Raw genomic sequence first — 19,404 nt, forward strand, 5'->3', positions numbered from 1 at the left:
TGGTTCAACGGCACCCGCAAGCACCACACCCTGGGCTACCTGACCCCCATCCAGTACGAGCAGCAGAGTCCAACGTCAGCCACTCTGAAGGCCGTAGCCTGACGAGCGATCAACCCTGTCCGTCAAAGCGGGGCATCCTCAAGCGCCAGGTACGGCGCCGTCCGCTCACCCGGCAGCTGCCGACGTCCGACTCTCGGCATGAGCGGGTCTTTGACTCGCAGGCGACTCATCGCGAGCGCCTAGGCGCGTAGGACCTGCGTCCCGATCGGTCAGAAGATGTGGCAACGCATGGGGAGCGGCCGCTCGACGACGAGCTCCTGCTCGCCCTCGACCCGAGCCGTCTCGACGTAGTGGCCATCGACCAGCTCGTGCACGACGACCGTCTGTGCCCGCGGATCCACCACCCAGTACGACGCGACTCCCGACTCCGCGTAGATGTCGCGCTTTTCGGCGAGGTCACGGCGTCGGGTGCTCGGTGAGAGCACCTCGACGACGAGCAGCGGGGGCACGTGCGTCCCCTCGTCGTCCACGTCTGACGTCCGTACGACCGACACGTCGGGGATGACGTAGCTCGAGGGCAGTGCCGCGTCGTAGAAGAAGCCGAGGCCACCGAAGACCTCGACACCGTCCGGAGCCCTGTCGGTCAACGCCGTCAGGAACCGCATCACGACTCGCTGGTGTCGCGGGGTCGGGGGCGGGTCCAGGACCAGCGCCCCGTCGATGACCTCGTGCCGGAGCCCCAGCTCCTCGACGAGCGCGAGCACGTCGGGATGCACGCGGACCCCCGTCTCGACAGCCACGCCCGGATGGTCGCGGCCTGCGCCGGTCGTGCCCAGAGCCCCGGACGCACGACGGCCCGGCGCCGCTTGCGCGGGGCCGGGCCGGTCGTGACGTGCTGGGACTAGACGGTCGGGCGGGCCGGGCGGCGCGGGCGGCCGGTGGAGCCGTTGAGCTGCGGCGGCTGCGCGTTGCGGGTCGGGCGGTCGGTGCGACCGGCCGGGGCGGCCGACGCCGGGCGTGGCGCGCTCGGGGACGTCGCCGTCGAGCCAGCAGCCGGGCGGCCGCTCGCGGAGCGGGGGCGGGCGGTGCTGCTGCCGGTGCGAGCTCCGCCGCGGCGGTCGCCGTAGGACGCACGGGGACGGTCCGAGCCGGTCCCGCGGGCGGCGTAGGCCGGCGCGGGCTGCACGACGATGACCTCGCCGGACTCGGCGAGCTCGCGCACGGCCGGGTGGCCGGTCGTGACGGCGACGGCGTTGACGTCGATGCCGACCCGCTCGCGCATCTGCTGGTGCTCGCGGACCTGGTCGGAGGTGATGAAGGACAGCACCGTGCCACGGGCGCCCGCGCGGGCCGTGCGGCCGGAGCGGTGGAGGTAGTCCTTGTGGTCTGCCGGCGGGTCGTAGTGGACGACCAGGTCGACGTCGTCGACGTGGATGCCGCGGGCCGCGACGTCGGTCGCGACGAGCACGCGGGCCTGGCCGCGGGTGAAGGCGTCGAGCGCGCGCTTGCGGGCGTTCTGCGTGAGGTTGCCGTGGATCGCGCCGGCGTTGACGCCGGTGCGGGACAGCTGGATCGCGAGGCGGTCCGCGCCGTGCTTGGTGCGGACGAAGAACAGCGTGCGGCCCGGGCGGGCGGCGATCTCGGTGGCGATGTCGACCTTGCTGGAGTGGTCGACCGCGAAGACCTTGTGGTCCATGGAGTCGACCGGCGACGAGGCCGGCGCGACGGCGTGCATGGCCGGGTCGGTGAGGTAGCCCATGACGAGCTTGTCGACGCCACGGTCGAGCGTCGCGGAGAAGAGCAGCCGCTGGCCGTCGCGCGGAGTCATGTCGAGCAGCGCGGTGACCGCCGGCATGAAGCCGAGGTCGGCCATGTGGTCGGCCTCGTCGAGGACGGTGACCTCGATGCGCGACAGGTCGCACTCGCCCTGGTCGATGAGGTCCTGCAGGCGACCGGGCGTCGCGATGACGATGTCGACGCCGCGGCGGAGCTGGTCGATCTGGCGACCCATCGAGGCACCGCCGTAGACGGTGTTCATCTTGAGGTCGAGGGCCTGGCCGAGCGGCGCGAGGTTGTCGTGGACCTGCTGCGCGAGCTCACGGGTCGGCACGAGGACGAGGGCGCGCGGGAAGCGACCGGTGCGCTGCGTGCCCGCAGCGGCGAGGCGGCACATCAGCGGCAGGCCGAAGGCGAGCGTCTTGCCCGAACCGGTCTGGCCGCGGCCGAGGACGTCACGGCCGGCGAGCGCGTCGGGGATCGCGCGGACCTGGATGGCGAAGGGGGCGTTGAGGTCGCGACGGGCCAGCGCCGTCACGAGCCGCTCGGGCAGGCCGAGCTGGGCGAAGGTCGGGACGACCTCGGGCGCGGCGACCTCGGCGGCCGCGTCGAGCGCGAGCTCGAGCGGGCTGCGGGCCGGGGCGGGACGCGAGGAGGACGAGTTGCGCGAGGAGCCGCGGCCGCGGCTGCCGCCGGATGCGCGGCCCTGCGGGTGGCCGGAGCGGCCCTGGGAGGACCCGCCCTGGGTGCTGCCGGACGAGCGGCGCGGGCCGCCGGAGCGGGAGCCGCCGGCGGAGGCAGAGCTGGACGAGGACGTGCGGAAGCGGTCGGACATGAAAGGGCAAGGCTCCTAGCGGTGCTGCGTGTCGGGGGCCGCAGAAGACGCGGCACTCTGACTTCTGCGATCCAGGGAGTGCGACACCAGCGACCAGCGCGGACAGGTCGTCCGCTTATCGGCGCGCCGAGTCGAGACCCGGCAGGCTCGTCTACGGTACGCGCCCTGCGCCAGATCGGTGCGCGAACGTGCTTGTCGGTTGCGTCACAGGAGCGGACAGTGACCAGTGACGCCCCGACCCGCGCCACCCCGTCTCCCCGAGCGCAGGAGTCCCCATGGCCCGAGCCGTCCACGCCCCCCACGTCCCCCACGTCAGCAGCGACCGGCTGCTCGCCGCCCTGTCCCTCGGTCTCGGCCTCGTCGCGATCGCGATGACCGCCGCGGAGGCGTGGGACGCGGCGCTGTGGATCGGCCTCGCCGCAGTGTTCGTCAGCGGCTGGTCGCAGATGGTCTCCGAGACCACCCGCGAGCGCTTCGAGAGCATCTTCGGACTGACCCTCGGCGGGCTCGCGCTGTGGATCGGCCTCAACAGCGGCGGCTACTTCTACTAATCGACGAGCTCGCGGACGACCGCGTCCGCGAGCAGCCGCCCGCGCAGGGTGAGCACTGCTCGTCCTGCGCCGTGCGCCGCTGCCTCCAGCAGGCCCTCCTCCACGAAGCGCCCCGCCGCAGCGAGCCCCGCCGGCCGAAGCGCGTCGTGGGACAGCCCGGCGCGCAGCCGCACCTCCAGCAGCACCCGCTCGACCCGGCGGTCCTCGTCGCCGAGCAGCTCGCGCCCCACTCCGGGCGCGGTGGCCGACGCGAGCCTGTCGGCGTAGGCCGTGGGGTGCTTGGCGTTCCACCACCGCACCCCGCCGACGTGGCTGTGCGCGCCCGGCCCGAGCCCCCACCAGTCGCCGCCCTGCCAGTAGCCGAGGTTGTGGCGACAGGGCTCGCCCCAGTTGCTGACCTCGTACCACCCGAGCCCACCGAGCGCCTTCTCCGCCATGAGGTAGCGGTCGGCGAGCACGTCGTCGTCGGGCATCGGCAGCTCGCCGCGGGCGACCTGCCGACCGAGCCGGGTGCCGTCCTCCACGATCAAGGAGTACGCCGAGACGTGCGTCGGCGCGGCCGCAAGCGCGACGCGCAGGCTGGTCGCCCAGTCCTCGTCCGACTCGCCGGGCGTGCCGTAGATGAGGTCGAGCGAGACCTGCTCGAAGCCGGCGGCGCGGGCCTCCGCGACAGCCGCAGCGGGGCGGCCCGGGGTGTGGGTGCGGTCGAGGACGGCGAGCACGTGCGGCACCGCGGACTGCATCCCGAACGACACCCGCGTGAACCCGCCGGCCCGCAGCTGCTCGAGCGCGGCGAGGTCGACGGAGTCAGGGTTGGCCTCCGTGGTGACCTCCGCGTCGTCGGCCAGGCCGAAGGCCTCGCGGACCGCGTCGAGCACCCGCACGAGGTCTCCGGCGGGCAGCAGCGTCGGGGTGCCGCCGCCGACGAAGACGGTGTCGATGGGTGGGGCGTCCGGGCCGAGCACCCGCCGCGCCAGGGCGATCTCGGCGAGCACGCTCTCGACGTACGTCGCCTGCTGGGTGCCGCCACCGAGCTCCGACGGCGTGTAGGTGTTGAAGTCGCAGTAGCCGCAGCGGGTTCGGCAGAACGGCACGTGCAGGTAGATCCCGAAGGGCGCGCGACCGAGCGACGTCACCGCCGACGCCGGCAGCTCGCCGGTCGCGGGGACCGGCAGTCCGACGGGGAGCGCGCTGGGCATGAGCAGAGTGTGGCTGGCGGACGTAGGGTCCGGTGAGGGGACCCCTGACCCGGAGGCCGTCATGCGTCGTACCGCTCTCGTCCTGATGACCGCGCTGGCCGTGGCCCTGCCGCTGGTCCCTGGCCCCGCTGCTGCCGCGAGCGCGCCGCAGACCGTGACGACCGGCAAGGCGATCCCGTGGGGGCTGGCCTTCCTGCCGGACGGGACGGCGGTCTTCACCGAGCGCAACACCCGCAGGATCTGGGAGGTCAAGCCCGGTCAGCCGGCCCGCCACATCTACACCGTGACGGAGGCGAAGTGGGAGGGCGAGGGCGGCCTGCTCGGCATCGCCGTCGCGGCGGACTACGCGCAGAACCCCTACCTCTACGTCTACTACACGACCGCGGTCGACAACCGGATCGCGCAGATCAAGCGCGGCTCGACAGCGCGGCCCAGACCGATCGTCACGGGCATCCCGCGCGCCACCATCCACAACGGCGGGCGCATCGTCTTCGGCCCGGACGGCTTCCTCTACGCGGGCACCGGCGATGCCGGCACGTCGTCGCGGGCGCAGGACATCAACAACCTGGGCGGCAAGATCCTGCGCGTCACCAAGACCGGTGCCGCGGCTCCCGGCAACGTCAGCGGGCGGGTCTTCTCGCTCGGCCACCGCAACGTGCAGGGACTGGTCTTCGACCGCTCCCGCCGGCTCTTCGCCTCCGAGCTCGGGCAGAACACGTTCGACGAGGTCAACCACATCCGGGGAGGCAGCAACTACGGCTGGCCGACGGTCGAGGGCCGCGCGGGTGACGAGCGCTTCGTCGACCCGGTCTGGCAGGCGGCGCCGTCGGAGGCCTCGCCCTCGGGCATCGGCATCAAGGGCGACAGCCTCTACGTCGCGGCGCTGCGCGGCGAGCGGGTCTGGCGGCTGCGGACGAACTACGGCGCCTCGGTGGTGAGCGCCACGTCGATGTTCACCGGCACCTACGGTCGGGTGCGAGCCGTCATGCAGAACCCGAAGGACGGGTCGATGTGGCTGATGACGAGCAACAACAACGACCGGGTGCTGCGCTTCACCAGCTTCCCCTAGCGTCTCGCGGCATGGAGCTGATCCTCGTCCGCCATGCCCTGCCCGTCCGCGTCGACGCGACCCACGACGGCTCCCCTGCCGACCCCGGGCTGTCGGCCCGCGGGATCGAGCAGGCGGAGCGGCTGGTCGGTGCGCTCGCCCACCACGACGTCGACGCCGTCTACACCTCCGCGGCCCGCCGCGCGGTCGAGACCGCCGCACCGCTCGCGGCCGCCCTCGGAATCGCTCCGCTCGTCGAGCCGGGGCTCGCGGAGTTCGACGCCGGCCACTCCTCCTACGTGCCCGTCGAGGAGCTGCGGGCCGCCGGCGACCCGCGTTGGGAAATGCTGCTGAAGGGCGACCTCTACGTCGCGGGCGTCGACCCTGACGACTTCCGGGCGACGGTCGTCGCGGCCGTCGAGCGCATCGCCGCCGCGCACCCTGGAGGCCGGGCTGTGCTGGTCATGCACGCCGGCTCCATCAACGCCTGGGGCGGCCACGTCCTCGGTCAGTCGCGCCCGCTGTGGTTCGGCCCGGCGTACTGCTCGGTGTCGCGCTTCGCCGCCGGCCGCGACGGCCGGCGCTCGGTGGTGTCTCTCAACGAGATCGGCCACGCGCACGACCTGCTACACCGGTGAACCCACGTTGCCCTGCGCGGCCGGGTTCTTCCGATCCGATCGGCTTCCAGTCTGGGCACGCCGTGTCGCGGACCGCGCCCCGCGACGCCTGCCCGCTCGGCGCGAGGTGGCGGACTGGAAGCAGTGCGGATCAGTCTGAGCCGGTCGGGGGCGCGACGTCGCGGCTGAGGATGGGCAGGACCGCGCGGTCCCGGAAGCCGAGCCGCTCGTAGAGGTGCCGCGGCCAGTCGTCGACGTCGGCCACGAGCAGCACCGTCGTCGCCCCCGCTGCCCGGGCCCGGGCGACACCGTCGAGGACGAGGGCGGTCGCGAGCCCACGGCCTCGGTGCGTCTCGTCGGTCATGACCTCCTCGACCTGCGCGATGCCGTCGTGGACGAAGATGTCCGCCCGGGCCACGACGCGCCCGTCCGCGACGACGCCGAGGAAGGTCGTCTGGGCAACGGCCGTCGCCGTGACCGCGCGCCCACCGAGCTGCTGCCAGACCTCGGGGTCCGCGTCCGGCAGCTCCGCGCGCCAGCCGTCGACCGCCGCGGCCACCCGCTGCCCGAGGTCGAGCTCCACGACGACCGCGTCACCACCGTCGCGGGCGGGTTGGGCCGCGAGGGTCATGAGCAGGGTGTCCTCGCGGGTGTAGCCGGCCGCCTCGAGCCCCGCCACGAGGGCCGCCGAGTCTGAGCGCAGCTCGACCCTGCGGTGGGCCAGTCCCGCCAGGTGCTCCTCGGCCAGGTCAGCGAGCAGCGCACCGTCGTCACCCGCGAGCACCGACAGCTTGTTGTGGTCGTGCGCCGCCCAGAACGTGTCGTGGCGCAGCGCCAGACCGCCCGCGATCTCGACCCGGCTCGACGCCCGCCTGGCGTCGAGATCGTGCAGCCAGCGGGCCTCGGCCGACACCTCCACCGGGCGAGCCTGCTCAGGCGAAGACGCGGCGGGTGCCGGGGACGCCGAAGGGGTCCTCGAGCACGGGTCCTGGGACGTAGGGCACCAGCACGGTGAGGGCGTCGCCCTCGCGCGGCTCCAGGTCGAGCCGGATCGCGTCACTGTCGCGGTCGGCCAGCCGGACGTCGCTGCACAGCACGGTCGCCCGCAGGCCCTCACCCTCGCGGAGCGCGGCCACGAGCAGGTCGAGGACCTCCTCGGCGGCCGGGTGGTCACCGGTCGGCGTGATCTCCGGCGCGACGAGCTCACCGCTCGCGTCGACGGCGATCGCGAAGGGGTAGAACTCGCCGTTGGTCGACAGCAGCCGCGCCGCGGCCTCGATGGCAGCGCCGAGCAGCAGGTCGAGGTCGTCCGGCGGCGTGTCAGCGGCGGGCAGGTCGGTGGGCGACGGCATGCCGCAGAGCCTGCCACGCTCGCCGGGACTGGGACGCCCGGGTCAGCCGGGAAAGACCTGACCTGGGTCGAGCGTGGGTCCGGGTCAGCCGACGAAGACCTGGCCGAGGTCCAGCTCGACCGCGAACGGCTCGGTGAGGCGGACCACGCCGGTCTCGCCCACGTGGTGGGTCTCGACGTAGGTGCCGTCCACGAGCCGGAGCACCGTCAGGGTGCGGTGCTCGGGGTGCAGCAGGAGGTAGGTCCCGACACCGGTGCGCTCGTAGATCTCGCGCTTCTCCCCGAGGTCGCGGCGCTGGGTGCCCGGGGACTGCACCTCGACCACGAGCAGCGGTGGGTGGACGGTCCCCGCCCGCTCGACCCGGTCGCGGCTCACGACCGTGATGTCGGCCATCGTGTGGTTGCGGGTGTTGCCGCGCAAGCCGTCGTAGAAGTACTTGTAGCCCGAGCCCAGCACGGCGATGCCGGGCGGGCTGGCCAGCCGGAGCAGCACCAGCAGGCCAGCAGCGAAGTCCTCGTGGTCGAAGATCGGCGGGGCGTTCACGACGAGCGACCCGTCGAGGATCTCGTAGCGCAGCGACAGCTCCTCGAGCAGCACGAGCAGCTCCGCCGGGAGCCCGGTGTCACGGGCGACCGTGGTCATGTCCAGCTCTTCCCATGCCTCAAGCACATCACGATCCTGCGACCGCAACGGCCGGCTGTCCACAGCCCCTGTGCGCGGGACGACGAGGGCTTTCCGGCGTACTCAGCTCTTGGGCTTCTCCTCGCCGGTGGAGAGCGCGGCGATGAACGCCTCCTGGGGGACCTCGACGCGGCCGACCATCTTCATCCGCTTCTTGCCCTCCTTCTGCTTCTCCAGCAGCTTGCGCTTGCGGGTGATGTCACCGCCGTAGCACTTGGCGAGGACGTCCTTGCGGATCGCGCGGATGTTCTCGCGGGCGATGACGCGGGCGCCGATGGCGGCCTGGATCGGGACCTCGAAGTTCTGCCGCGGGATGAGCTCGCGCAGCTTCGAGGTCATCGAGGTGCCGTAGGCGAAGGCCTTGTCCTTGTGGACGATCGCGCTGAAGGCGTCGACCGGCTCGCCCTGCAGCAGGATGTCGACCTTGACGAGGTCGGAGGCCTGCTCGCCGGAGAGCTCGTAGTCGAGCGAGGCGTAGCCCTTGGTGCGCGACTTCAGCTGGTCGAAGAAGTCGAAGATGATCTCGCCCATCGGCAGCAGGTAGCGCAGCTCGACGCGGTCCTCCGAGAGGTACTCCATGCCCTGCAGGACACCGCGGCGGCCCTGGCACAGCTCCATCACGGTGCCGACGTAGTCGCTCGGGAGCAGCACCATCGCCTTGGCGACGGGCTCGAGGATCTCCGCGATCTTGCCGGTGTTGGGCCAGTCGCTCGGGTTGGTGACGACGACCTCCTCGCCGCTCTCGAGGATCACGCGGTAGACGACGTTGGGGGCGGTCGAGATGAGCGCGAGCCCGGCCTCGCGCTCGAGCCGCTCGCGCACGATCTCGAGGTGCAGCAGGCCGAGGAAGCCGACGCGGAAGCCGAAGCCGAGGGCGAGCGAGGTCTCCGGCTCGTAGGTGAGGGCGGCGTCGTTGAGGCGCAGCTTGTCGAGGGCCTCGCGCAGCGCGGGGTACTCGCTGCCCTCGACCGGGTAGAGGCCGGAGAAGACCATCGGCTTGGGGTCGCGGTAGCCGCCGAGCGACTCGGTCGCGCTGTTGCGGACCGTGGTGAGGGTGTCGCCGACGCGGGCCTGGCGGACGTTCTTCACGCCCGGGATGACGTAGCCGACCTCGCCGGCGGACAAGAAGTCGGTCGCCTTCATCTCCGGCGAGACCACACCGACCTCGAGGATCTCGTGGGCGTTCTGCGACGACATCATGAGGCCGCGGTCCTTGGTGGACAGCTGGCCGTCGACGACGCGGACGTAGGTGATGACGCCGCGGTAGGAGTCGTAGACCGAGTCGAAGATCATCGCCCTGGCCGGCGCGTCGAGCGAGCCCATCGGCGGCGGGACGTCGCGCACGATCGCGTTGAGGACGTCGGGCACGCCTTGGCCGGTCTTCGCGCTGATGCGCAGCACGTCATCGGGCTCGCAGCCGATGATCTTGGCGATCTCCTCGGCGTACTTGTCGGGCTGCGCGGCCGGCAGGTCGATCTTGTTGAGCACCGGGATGATGTGCAGGTCGTTCTCGAGCGCGAGGTAGAGGTTGGCCAGCGTCTGCGCCTCGATGCCCTGCGCGGCGTCGACCAGCAGCAGGGTGCCCTCGCACGCGGCGAGCGACCGGGAGACCTCGTAGGTGAAGTCGACGTGGCCCGGGGTGTCGATCATGTGCAGGACGTAGTCCTTGCCGTCGTCGGCGGTCCACGGCAGCCGGACGTTCTGCGCCTTGATGGTGATGCCGCGCTCGCGCTCGATGTCCATCTTGTCGAGGTACTGCGCCCGCATCTGCCGCGCGTCGACCACGCCGGTCACCTCGAGCATCCGGTCCGCCAGCGTCGACTTGCCGTGGTCGATGTGGGCGATGATGCAGAAGTTGCGGATGCTGAGCTGGTCGGTCGTGGGCACGCCCCATCCTAAGGACTACGCGAGCCGGGTCACCTCGACGGCGACCGCGATGGACTGCGACCCCCCGCCGGAGTAGATGCCCTTGACCGGCGTGACGTCGCCGTAGTCGCGCCCGTGGGCCACCACGACGTGCCGCTCGCCCGCCGGGATGCCGTTGGTCGGGTCGTAGCCCCACCAGCTGCCGAGGTGCGCCTCGACCCAGGCGTGGCTCTCGCCCGGGACCGTCACACCGACCGGGGCGTCCTTCTTCGGGGCGAGGTATCCCGACACGTAGCGAGCCGGGACGCCGACGCTGCGCAGCATCGACAGCGTGACGTGGGCGATGTCCTGGCAGACGCCCTGGCCGAGCCGCCACGCCTCGTGCGCGTTGGTGCGCACCCCCGTGGAGCCGGGCACGTAGGCGACCCGCTGGCGCACCAGCGCCGCGATCTCGAGGACAGCGCCGTACGGCGTGGTCTGCGCGGCGATCGCCCGCGCGAGCTCGACCATCTCGTCCTCGGGCGCGGTGCGGTCGGTGACCCCGAGCAGCTCGACGTGCTTGTCGCGCAGGTCGCGGTCGGCGAGGTCCTCCCAGGTGACGACCCCGTCCGGCACCGGGACCTCTGCGGAGGTGTCGACGACCGACGTCGCGACGACCTCGAGCTGGGAGTGCGGGACGTGGAGGTCGAAGACCGTGACCTGGGTGCCCCAGTAGTCCCAGTAGGTCTGCTGGCGGGTCGGCGGCTCGGTGACCACGCGGGCGTCCATGGCGACCTGCGACGGGTTGGTGACCGGCACGAGGCGGGCCTCGTTGTAGGACGCGGTCACCTCGGTGTCGTAGGTGTAGGTCGTCGTGTGGCGGATCCCGAGTCGCCAGCTCATGCAGGCCCCCTCATGCCGTCACTCATGCAATGTCCGCCGCCCAGCTGATGGCGCCGTTGTGGTGGAAGTAGCGGCGGCTGACCGCGTCGCCCACGGCGTGGCAGGTCTGCTGCAGCGAGTCGAGCAGGTCGGGCAGCTGGTCGACGAGGTCGCTCGTGACCCGGAACTCGAGGTCGGTGCGGGCGCGTCCGAGCAACCGGCGCGCCTCGTCCTCGTAACCGCTGCGGCCGGCGCTCGGGTCGAGCTCGGTGAGGCACGCCTCGGCCTGCGCGAGCGCGGCGTAGACCGAGCGCGGGAAGAGCCGGTCGAGCACGAGGAACTCCACGACCTTCTCCGCCTCGACCGCGGAGCGGTAGGTCCGCAGGTAGGCCTCGTGGGCGGAGCAGGACTTCAGCAGCCCCACCCAGCCGCCACTGCTGCCGGCCCGGCCGGCCCGCGCCCACAGCATCCGGGCGGTCATGTCGACCCGCTCCAGGGAGCGGCCGAGCACCAGGAAGCGCCAGCCGTCGTCGCGCGGCATCGTGCCGTCGAGCAGTCCGCCGAAGACCGCGGCCCGCTCGCGGACGTAGCGGAAGAAGCCGTGCGGCCCGTGCCGGCTCGCCGCCGCCTCCTGCGCCGCGAGCGAGTGGTAGGTCGCGTTGAGGCACTCCCACAGCTCGCTCGACAGCGCCTCGCGCACACCGCGGGAGTTCTCACGGGCAGCGGCGAGCGCGCCGACGATGGAGGACGTGTCACCGCGCCGGAACGCCAGCCGCTCCGTCGTACGCCTGGCGTCCACCACTCCCTCGGGCAGGTCGACCCCCATGACCGACAGGACGTCGCGGCAGGCGGCCGCCTCGTCGACCCAGGGGTCCTCGAGCAGCGCGTGGACGTGGACGTCGAGCAGGCGCGAGGTGTCCTCGGCGCGCTCGACGTAGCGCCCGGTCCAGTAGAGCGACTCGGCGACACGGCTCAGCACGGGGACCCCTTCACTGCTGCTGCTGGTCCTGGTAGGGCCCGCGGTCGAGCACGTGGGCACCGGCGTCGGGCGCGTGCTCGAGCAGCGGCGCGGTCTGCTCGCCCTCGGCGACGCCCTCCTCGCCCGCGAGCACCCAGGTGTCCTTGGAGCCGCCGCCCTGGCTGGAGTTGACGACGAGCGAGCCGGCGGGCAGGGCGACCCGGGTCAGGCCACCGGGCAGGACCCACACGTCCTCGCCATCGTTGACGGCGAAGGGCCGCAGGTCGACGTGGCGCGGGACCAGCCGGTCGCCGACCTGCGTCGGACTGGTCGACAGGCGTACGACGCGCTGCGCGATCCAGCCGCGCGGGTCACGCGTCACCGTGGCGCGCAGGGTCGCGAGCTCCTCGTCGGTGGCCTGCGGCCCGATGACGAGGCCCTTCCCGCCGGAGCCGTCCACCGGCTTGAGGACGAGCTCGTCGAGGCGGTCCACGACGTACTCCAGGACCCCCTCGTCCTCGAGGCGGTGGGTCGGCACGTTGTCGAGGATCGGCTCCTCACCGAGGTAGTAGCGGACCAGGTCGGGGACGTAGGTGTAGAGCAGCTTGTCGTCGGCGACGCCGTTGCCGATCGCGTTGGCGAGCGTCACGCGACCGCGGCGCGCGGCGTTGACGATGCCGGGGCAGCCGACGAGGGAGTCCGGACGGAAGTGCAGCGGGTCGAGGTACTCGTCGTCGATGCGGCGGTAGACGACGTCGACGCGCTGCTCCCCCGCGGTCGTCCGCATCCAGACCGTGCCGTCGCGGCAGACCAGGTCGCGGCCCTCGACGAGCTCGACGCCCATCATCCGGGCGAGCAGCGAGTGCTCGAAGTAGGCGCTGTTGTAGACGCCGGGGGTGAGCACGACGACGGTCGGGGCGTCGACGCCCTCGGGGGCGGCAGCGCGCAGGGCGTGCAGCAGCATCGCGGGGTAGTCGCTGACGGGCCGGACCCGGTGGGTCGTGAAGAGCTCGGGGAAGACCCGGGCCATCGCGCGGCGGTTCTCGATGACGTAGCTGACACCGCTCGGGGTGCGCAGGTTGTCCTCGAGGACCCGGAAGTGGCCCTCCTCGTCGCGGATGAGGTCGATACCGGAGACGTGGACGCGCACGCCGTTGGCCGGCTCGATGCCGTAAGCCGCGCGGCAGTGCGCGCTGCTGCTGGTGACCACCGACCGCGGCACGATGCGGTCGCGCAGCACCTGCTGCGGGCCGTAGACGTCGGCGAGGAACATCTCGAGGGTCCGCACCCGCTGGCGCACGCCCCGCTCGACGACCTCCCACTCCTGCGCGTCGACGACGCGCGGCACGAGGTCGAGCGGGAACGGCCGCTCCTCCCCCGACAGGCTGAAGGTGACGCCCTGGTCGCGGAACGCTCGGGCGAGCGCGCTCGACTTCCCGTCGAGCTCGTCGGCGGACAGCTCCTGCAGCGCCTCGTGCAGCGCCTGGCTCGGCGGGTGCGGCACGCCGTCGGCCGCGAAGACCTCGTCGTAGGCGCTCGGCAGCCCCCCACCCGCGGCGGCCTGGTCCCAGTAGCCGTCGAAGAGGTCACCCACCGGGCCACCGTAGGAGCGGCGCATGTCGGGAGTGTTGCACCACTGTGAACTGGGTCACGAGATGATCACCATCGAAGCGGCGGGTCGGCCTTCGTCAAGGCAGGCTCCGCCGAGGTCAACGCGCTGACACCGCAGATGCACCGCCGCGAGGCCGCCCTCACGCCCCTGCTGCCGCCGGAGCTCGGCTGCGCCCGGCTGCTCGGCGTCGTCGACGAGGCGCCGTGGTTCGTCCTGGTCCTCCGCGTGGTCAAGGGGCGGGCGCCGCGGCCGCCGTGGACCGACCCCGAGCTCGACGCCGCGCTCGACCTGCTCACCCGGCTGCGCGGCGTCCAGGCCCCGCCGGGGCTGCCCGCTGCCGAGGAGCAGCTCGCCGACGACCTCGACCGGTGGCCGCTGCTGGTCGACGACGCCCGGCTCCCCGCGTGGGAGCAGCGCCACGCGGCCGGCCTGGCCGACCTGGAGTCCGGCTGGCGGGAGGCTGTCGCGGGCGACCGCCTGCTCCACCTCGACGTCCGGGCCGACAACCTGCTCGTCGGCCCCGACGGCAGCGCGGTCCTCGTCGACTGGCCGAGCGCCGCGGCCGGCGACCCCGTGCTCGACCTGCTCTCGTTCGCGCCGTCGGTCGCCCTCGACGGCGGGCCGCTCCCCGCAGCGCTGCTCACCCGCGCCGGGGTGCCCGTCGACGAGCGGGTGCCGGTGCTCGCCGCGGCGCTCACCGGGCTGTTCCGCTGGCGCTCCTTGCAGCCGCCTCCCCCGGGCATGCCGTCGGTGCGGGCGTTCCAGGCGGCCTAGGCCGACGTCCTGGCAGACTGGCTCCCGGCGCTGACGGGCTGGTCGTGACGAGGCTCTCGCTACCCGGCGAGGCACTGTCCTGCTAACCTCTCACGACCGCGTGCTGCGCGAACGCTGCCGCATGCCCACCCCGATCGACGAGGACTGCTCCAACCGTGGCCAACATCAAGTCGCAGATCAAGCGGATCAAGACCAACGAGAAGGCGCGCCTGCGCAACAAGTCGGTCAAGAGCTCGCTCAAGACCGCCGTGCGCAAGTTCCGCGAGGCTGCGGACTCCGGCGACGTCGCCGCAGCGACCACGCTGGCCCAGAGCGCCAACCGCGCCCTCGACAAGGCCGCCAGCAAGGGCGTCATCCACGCCAACCAGGCCGCCAACCGCAAGTCGGCGATCTCGAAGAAGGTCAGCGCCCTCTCCGGCAGCTAGCCCCCCGCCTCCAGACGGCGTCGCTCCCCTCGGGGAGCGGCGCCGTCGGCGTTCCCAGGCCCGGTCAGGTGTTGTCGGCGGGCGGCTGCAGGACGCCGGCGACGACGTCATGGGCCTTGACGATCGCGGCGACCGCGACCGGCAGCGCGACCAGCGTCCAGAGCGACGCGACGTCGGCGAGGCACAGCAGCGCGGCCACCCCGAAGGCACCCTCGCCGAGCGCGGCGCGCTGCCAGGCGTTGGGGTGGACGTTCTTGAGACGCAGCAGCCTCGGGTAGAGCGGCCGCTTCTCCGGGCGCGCGACCACCTGCGCGACGTCCTGCCCCGACGCCTGCTCGGACTCCTGACCAGGCTCCTGCTCGGTCGACGCCACCGTCACCGTCACCGTCCTCCCCCTCGTGCCTGCACGACCGCGAGCAGCGCGCGCTCCACGGCGTAGTCCTGGTCGGCGGCGCCGCCCTTCACATCTCCGTCGGCCCGCGCGACCGCCTGCAGCGCGTCCGACAGCCCCTCCGGTCGCCAGCCGCGGGCCTGTCGCTGGGTCTTCTCGACCTTCCACGCCGGCATGCCGAGCTGCGAGGCGAGCTGGTAGCTGTTGACCTGCCGCCCCGCCGCCGCGACCTGCGCCATCGCGCGCAGCGTCGAGGCGAGCGAGCTCGTGACGAGCACGTGCGCGAGCCCGGTCGCCTGCCCCCAGCGGGCCAGCTCGAGCGCACCCGCGAGGTCGCCGTCGACGGCCCGGTCGGCGATCGCGAAGCCGCTCGCCTCTGCCTTGCCACGGTGGTAGCGGGCGACCTCCTCGGCGGTGACCGTGCCCTCGGTGTCGCTCAGCAGCTGGCTGCAGGCCGAGGCGAGCTCACGCAGGTCGTTGCCGACCGCCTCGAGCAGCGCGGTGACCGCGTCCTCCTCGACGGGGCGGCCGTCGGACTTCAACTCGGCCCGCACGAAGTCGCGCCGCTCCCCCGCCTTGGTGACCTTGGGCGCGTCGACCCGCGGCGCGCCGGTGGCGGCGAGCGCGGTGAGCAGCGCCTTGCCCTTGGCGCCGCCCGCGTGGTGGACGACGAGCACGACGTCGTCGAGGGCCTCGGTCGCGACGGCCGTCAGCTCGGCCGCGACGTCCTTGCCGAGGTCCTGCGCACCGCGCACCACGACCGCCTTGCGGTCGCCGAACAGCGACGGGCTCAGCAGCTCCGACAGGTCGCCGGGCGCGAGCGACGTCGCGTCGAGGTCGCGCACCTCGAGGTCGGGCTCCGCGGCGCGCGCGGCCCGCACGACCCGGCTGACGGCGCGGGACACGAGCAGGTCCTCGTCGCCGACGACCAGCGTCAGGGGTGGCACGGGCTTCGGGGGCACGCGCGATCGTCCCACGACTCCTCCTCCTGGCGGCAACGACCCGGCGTACGACGGAGCTGTCTGCGAGCCACGACGGCTCTCGGCCCGGGCCATCCCTGGCCACCACCTGCGGCCCGGCCTGCTCCCCCCGCCCGTCGGCGCCGACCGCGACGATCCCGCCGGCTCGCGCCGCCACCGCGACGGACCCGTCGAGGTCGGTGCGGAAGGAACGCGCCCCCTGGCCCAGCAGCTGCCCGAGGGTGTCGCGGGCCGGGTGGCCGTAGGTGTTGCCCTCACCGACCGAGGTCAGGGCCAGCCGAGGGCGGGCCTCGGCGACCAGGGCAGGGTCCTGGTGGTCGCTGCCGTGGTGGGGGACCTTGAGGACGTCGACCGGTTCGACGCCGGCCTCGACGAGGTCGGCCTGCGCCTCGGGCTCGACGTCGCCGGTGAGCAGCGCGGTCAGGCCGGGGGCGCGCAGCCGCAGGACGAGCGAGCTGTTGTTGGGGTCGGAGCGGGTCCCGCGGTAGCGCCGGCCCGGCGCCAGCACCGTCCACGCGACCTCGCCGATCGCTCGCTGCTCCCCCAGCCCCGCCTGGGCGACCGGGACCCCGGCCGCGCGCGCCCAGGCGAGGACCTGCTCGTGCTGGGCCTCCGGCTCGGCGAGCGGGCCCACCTCGACCAGCCCGACCGGGCGGCGCAGCACCCCGGGCAGCCCGAGCACGTGGTCGGCGTGCTGGTGGGTGAGTACGACCAGCGGCACCCGGTCGACGCCGAGCTGGTCAAGGCAGCGGTCGGCCGCCGCGGGGTCGGGCCCGGCGTCGATGACCAGCCCGCCGCGGACCACCGTCATGTCGCCCTGTCCGACGTCGCAGACCGCCAGCACCCAGTCGCGAGGCGGCCACGCGGGCGCGACCGCGGCGAGCCCGAGACCGGTGACCAGCGACCCGGCGACCCCGGCAGCCAGGACCCTGCGCAGCACCCGCTGGCGCACCGCGAGCCAGCCGAGCAGCGTCGCCCCGGCGAGCAGGCCCGCGCCCTCGAGCCCGTCGGGCCAGCCGACCCCGGCACCGGGCACCGCTGCCCCTGCCCGCGCGATCCGCACCAGCCACGCCACCGGCAGGTAGCCCACCCACGCGACCACCTGGGCCAGTGGGAGCCAGACCGGGGCGACAACGGCGGCGAGCACGCCGAGCACCGTCGCTGGCGCGACGGCGGGGATCGCAAGCAGGTTGGCCGGCACCGACAGCAGCCCGAGCTGCCCGGAGATCGCGACCACGACGGGACCGCACGCGACCTGCGCCGCGGCCGGCACCGCGACCGCCTCGGCGAGCCAGCGCGGCACCCGACGGGTCATCGCGTCGCGCCAGCCGGGTGCGAGCAGCAGCAGCCCCGCGGTCGCGAGCACCGACAGCGCGAAGCCGGGCGTCGCCGCGAGGTCGGGGTCGAGCAGCACCAGCCCGAGCGTCGCGGCGGCCAGCGCCGGCACCGCCGCGCGACGTCCCCCGGTGCCGAGCGCCACCAGCGCAACCGCCCCCATGACGGCGGCGCGCAGCACCGAGGGCGATGGACGAGCGAGTACGACGAAGCCCGCCAGCGCGATCCCCGCTAGCACCGGTGCCCCGCGGATCCCCGCCCCCAGCCGGCGGGCGAGCAGCAGCACCGCCCCGCACAGGATCGCGACGTTGGTGCCGGACACAGCCGTGAGGTGGGTGAGGCCGGTGGTGCGGAAGTCCTCGCGCAGCTGCGGGTCGAGCCGGCTGGTGTCGCCGACAACGAGCCCGGGCAGCAGACCGGCCTCGGCGTCGGGCAGCGGGGCGACCGCGTCACGCAGGCCCTGCCGCAGCCGGCCGGCCGCGCGCTGCAGCGCCGACGGGTCGGACAGCACCTCCGGCGGGCCGCGGCCGCTCAGGACCGCGGCGACGTCGTCACCGTGCTCCGCCGGTCGCAGCCGCCCCTCGACACCGACCCGCTGCGACGGCAGCAGCGCGAGCCAGGCCGGGTCCGACGACAGCACGACGACCGGCACCCGCAGCCGGTGCTCGCGTCCGCCGGTGCGCAGCGACTCCACCCGCACCCGCGTCACCACCAGCTCCCGACCCGGACCGGGAGCGACCGACTGCGCCCGGCGCGGGTCGTCGGTGACGACCGCCTCGACGACGACGGCGGCCTCGCGACGGGCCGCGTCGGCAACCGGCTCGACGTCTCGCCCGGCGAGCCGCGCCGACGTCGCGAGCGCGGCCGCCGCCGAGCAGACCAGCACCCCCGCGAGCACCGCGCTGCCGCGTCGACGCACGAGCATCGTCGCCGCCACCCCTGCCAGGACCAGCGCGACGCCGACGAGCAGGGCGACCGGCAGCCACCGCCCGGTCCACGCCACCACCCACGCGGCCAATGCTGGCACCGCCAGCCGGAAGTCAGCGCGGTCGGGCGTGGCATCCCCGCTCACACGCGGACCTTCGACTTCATCGAGGCGTACTTCGACTCCCCGATCCCGCTGACCTCACGCAGCTGGTCGACGCTCGCGAAGCGACCGTGCTCGGTGCGCCAGTCGACGATCCTCTCGGCCAGCACCGGACCGACCCCGGGCAGGTCGTCGAGCTGCTCGGCCGTCGCAGTGTTGAGGTCGAGCAGCCCGCCTGCGGCCGGAGCACCCGGCCCGCCCGGCGCCGCTTCGACCCCGACGAGGACCTGCTCGCCGTCGACAAGCCGCCGGGCCAGGTTGAGCAGCCCCGGGGACGCGCCCGGAGCAAGACCGCCCGCCGCCCGCACCGCGTCGTCGACCCGCGACCCGGCCGGCAGCCGCACGATCCCGGGCTTGCGCACCTTGCCCGCCACTGCCACGACGACCTGTCCGTCCGCCGCCGCGCTCGCACCGGGCAGCGGGCCGCCCGAGGCCAGCACCGTCGGGGCGCTCACCTCCTGCGGCCGACCCCGCAGCAGCACCCCACCCGCGACCAGCGCTGCGACCACGGCGACCGCGACGAGCGCGAGGACCCCGGACCGCCCCGGGTCGACCCGCCCGCCGACCACCGACCTCGGCAGCAGCCCCCGCCACCCGGGCCCGGGCAGCGGCGCACCGCCCCTCGGCGACGGCTCCGGCTCCGGCTTTGGCGATGGCGATGGCGATGGCGATGGCTGCGACAGCGGCTCGCGCTCTCGCACCACCTCGGGCATCGGCACTCGCAACGCGTCGGGCACCGGCATCGCATCGGGATCCGGCACCGGGTCGGGCAGCGGTCCTGGCGTGGGGTGGGACACCACCGGCGCTGCCGGCTCGAGTGCCGGGGGAAGAACCAGGGTCGGCGCCTCGTCGAGCGGCGGCGGCACCCAGCCCCCCAGTGCGGGCACACCAGCAGACCCGCCGAGCACCAACGCCAGCCGAGCGGTGGCGAGCTCGACGACGGCAGGGTCCGGGCGGCGGCGCACCGCACGCACGCTAGGAGCGCGCGACGCCCCGCGGGCCCGGCGTACCCCTGCCTGTGGACGCTGCCATCAGCCTGTGGACGGACCGCGAACC

General features: G+C 73.6%; 18 protein-coding genes and 1 pseudogene. 5 read left to right on the plus strand and 14 right to left on the minus strand.

Annotated elements, in window-relative coordinates; genetic code table 11:
* Window positions 1-269: 269 nt before the first annotated feature.
* Both Q8R60_11640 and Q8R60_11645 read right to left on the minus strand, forming a co-directional pair.
* The gene (locus Q8R60_11640) at window positions 270-800 is read right to left on the minus strand and encodes a Uma2 family endonuclease (protein ID MDP3713120.1); all 531 of its coding nucleotides are present in this window, start codon (window positions 798-800) and stop codon (window positions 270-272) included.
* Between the two features lie 101 nt (window positions 801-901).
* Window positions 902-2,611, minus strand: coding sequence for a DEAD/DEAH box helicase (locus Q8R60_11645; protein MDP3713121.1), 1,710 nt, complete (start codon window positions 2,609-2,611; stop codon window positions 902-904).
* Between the two features lie 275 nt (window positions 2,612-2,886).
* Here Q8R60_11645 and Q8R60_11650 point away from each other — a divergent pair, with 275 nt between their 5' ends.
* Window positions 2,887-3,162 carry a hypothetical protein gene (locus Q8R60_11650; protein ID MDP3713122.1) on the plus strand — a complete coding sequence of 92 codons (276 nt, stop codon included), beginning with the start codon at window positions 2,887-2,889 and terminating at the stop codon, window positions 3,160-3,162.
* Here Q8R60_11650 and hemW read toward each other — a convergent pair.
* A complete protein-coding gene (gene hemW / locus Q8R60_11655) occupies window positions 3,159-4,361 on the minus strand; it encodes a radical SAM family heme chaperone HemW (GenBank protein MDP3713123.1) in 1,203 nt (400 codons plus the stop codon). The two genes, Q8R60_11650 and hemW, sit on opposite strands and share 4 nt — an antisense overlap.
* Before the next feature lie 61 nt (window positions 4,362-4,422).
* Between hemW and Q8R60_11660 the strand changes: the two genes are divergently transcribed.
* Together Q8R60_11660 and Q8R60_11665 are read left to right on the plus strand one after the other, a co-directional pair.
* Window positions 4,423-5,430 carry a PQQ-dependent sugar dehydrogenase gene (locus Q8R60_11660; GenBank protein MDP3713124.1) on the plus strand — a complete coding sequence of 336 codons (1,008 nt, stop codon included), beginning with the start codon at window positions 4,423-4,425 and terminating at the stop codon, window positions 5,428-5,430.
* Between the two features lie 11 nt (window positions 5,431-5,441).
* The gene (locus Q8R60_11665) at window positions 5,442-6,047 is read left to right on the plus strand and encodes a histidine phosphatase family protein (GenBank protein ID MDP3713125.1); all 606 of its coding nucleotides are present in this window, start codon (window positions 5,442-5,444) and stop codon (window positions 6,045-6,047) included.
* A gap of 130 nt (window positions 6,048-6,177) precedes the next feature.
* Here Q8R60_11665 and Q8R60_11670 read toward each other — a convergent pair whose 3' ends face one another.
* The 7 genes from Q8R60_11670 to Q8R60_11700 all read right to left on the minus strand — a co-directional run bounded on the left by Q8R60_11670 (window position 6,178) and on the right by Q8R60_11700 (window position 13,362).
* Window positions 6,178-6,945, minus strand: coding sequence for a GNAT family N-acetyltransferase (locus Q8R60_11670; protein ID MDP3713126.1), 768 nt, complete (start codon window positions 6,943-6,945; stop codon window positions 6,178-6,180).
* 13 nt (window positions 6,946-6,958) lie between these two features.
* The gene (locus tag Q8R60_11675) at window positions 6,959-7,378 is read right to left on the minus strand and encodes a hypothetical protein (GenBank protein ID MDP3713127.1); all 420 of its coding nucleotides are present in this window, start codon (window positions 7,376-7,378) and stop codon (window positions 6,959-6,961) included.
* 84 nt (window positions 7,379-7,462) lie between these two features.
* Window positions 7,463-8,020: a Uma2 family endonuclease gene (locus Q8R60_11680; GenBank protein MDP3713128.1), complete on the minus strand. Its 558-nt coding sequence runs from the start codon at window positions 8,018-8,020 to the stop codon at window positions 7,463-7,465.
* Window positions 8,021-8,122: 102 nt separating this feature from the next.
* On the minus strand, window positions 8,123-9,946 hold the full coding sequence (lepA, locus tag Q8R60_11685; GenBank protein ID MDP3713129.1) for a translation elongation factor 4: 1,824 nt from the start codon (window positions 9,944-9,946) through the stop codon (window positions 8,123-8,125).
* A gap of 15 nt (window positions 9,947-9,961) precedes the next feature.
* Window positions 9,962-10,807 carry a transglutaminase family protein gene (locus Q8R60_11690; GenBank protein ID MDP3713130.1) on the minus strand — a complete coding sequence of 282 codons (846 nt, stop codon included), beginning with the start codon at window positions 10,805-10,807 and terminating at the stop codon, window positions 9,962-9,964.
* A gap of 22 nt (window positions 10,808-10,829) precedes the next feature.
* Complete coding sequence (locus tag Q8R60_11695; protein ID MDP3713131.1) at window positions 10,830-11,765, minus strand: alpha-E domain-containing protein; 936 nt, start codon at window positions 11,763-11,765, stop codon at window positions 10,830-10,832.
* Window positions 11,766-11,775: 10 nt separating this feature from the next.
* Window positions 11,776-13,362, minus strand: coding sequence for a circularly permuted type 2 ATP-grasp protein (locus tag Q8R60_11700; GenBank protein ID MDP3713132.1), 1,587 nt, complete (start codon window positions 13,360-13,362; stop codon window positions 11,776-11,778).
* A 111-nt stretch (window positions 13,363-13,473) separates the two neighbouring features.
* On the opposite strand from Q8R60_11700, the gene Q8R60_11705 reads away from it, so the two are divergent.
* Window positions 13,474-14,130 (plus strand): phosphotransferase, encoded by a 657-nt coding sequence (locus Q8R60_11705; protein MDP3713133.1) that lies wholly within the window; start codon window positions 13,474-13,476, stop codon window positions 14,128-14,130.
* Between the two features lie 155 nt (window positions 14,131-14,285).
* A complete protein-coding gene (rpsT, locus tag Q8R60_11710) occupies window positions 14,286-14,555 on the plus strand; it encodes a 30S ribosomal protein S20 (protein MDP3713134.1) in 270 nt (89 codons plus the stop codon).
* A gap of 64 nt (window positions 14,556-14,619) precedes the next feature.
* Here rpsT and Q8R60_11715 read toward each other — a convergent pair whose 3' ends face one another.
* From Q8R60_11715 to Q8R60_11730, 4 genes and pseudogenes are all read right to left on the minus strand, one after another.
* Window positions 14,620-14,940, minus strand: coding sequence for a hypothetical protein (locus Q8R60_11715; protein ID MDP3713135.1), 321 nt, complete (start codon window positions 14,938-14,940; stop codon window positions 14,620-14,622).
* Window positions 14,937-16,001 carry a DNA polymerase III subunit delta gene (holA, locus tag Q8R60_11720; protein MDP3713136.1) on the minus strand — a complete coding sequence of 355 codons (1,065 nt, stop codon included), beginning with the start codon at window positions 15,999-16,001 and terminating at the stop codon, window positions 14,937-14,939. Before holA ends, Q8R60_11715 begins: the two co-directional genes overlap by 4 nt.
* Window positions 16,002-16,257: 256 nt before the next feature.
* A pseudogene (locus tag Q8R60_11725) lies at window positions 16,258-18,186 on the minus strand (ComEC/Rec2 family competence protein).
* 143 nt (window positions 18,187-18,329) lie between these two features.
* Window positions 18,330-19,313, minus strand: a complete 984-nt coding sequence (locus tag Q8R60_11730) for a helix-hairpin-helix domain-containing protein (protein ID MDP3713137.1) — start codon at window positions 19,311-19,313, stop codon at window positions 18,330-18,332.
* Window positions 19,314-19,404 lie beyond the last annotated feature (91 nt).

This window comes from Mycobacteriales bacterium (assembly GCA_030697205.1).
In the GTDB taxonomy this organism is placed as follows: Bacteria; Actinomycetota; Actinomycetes; order Mycobacteriales; family SCTD01; genus JAUYQP01.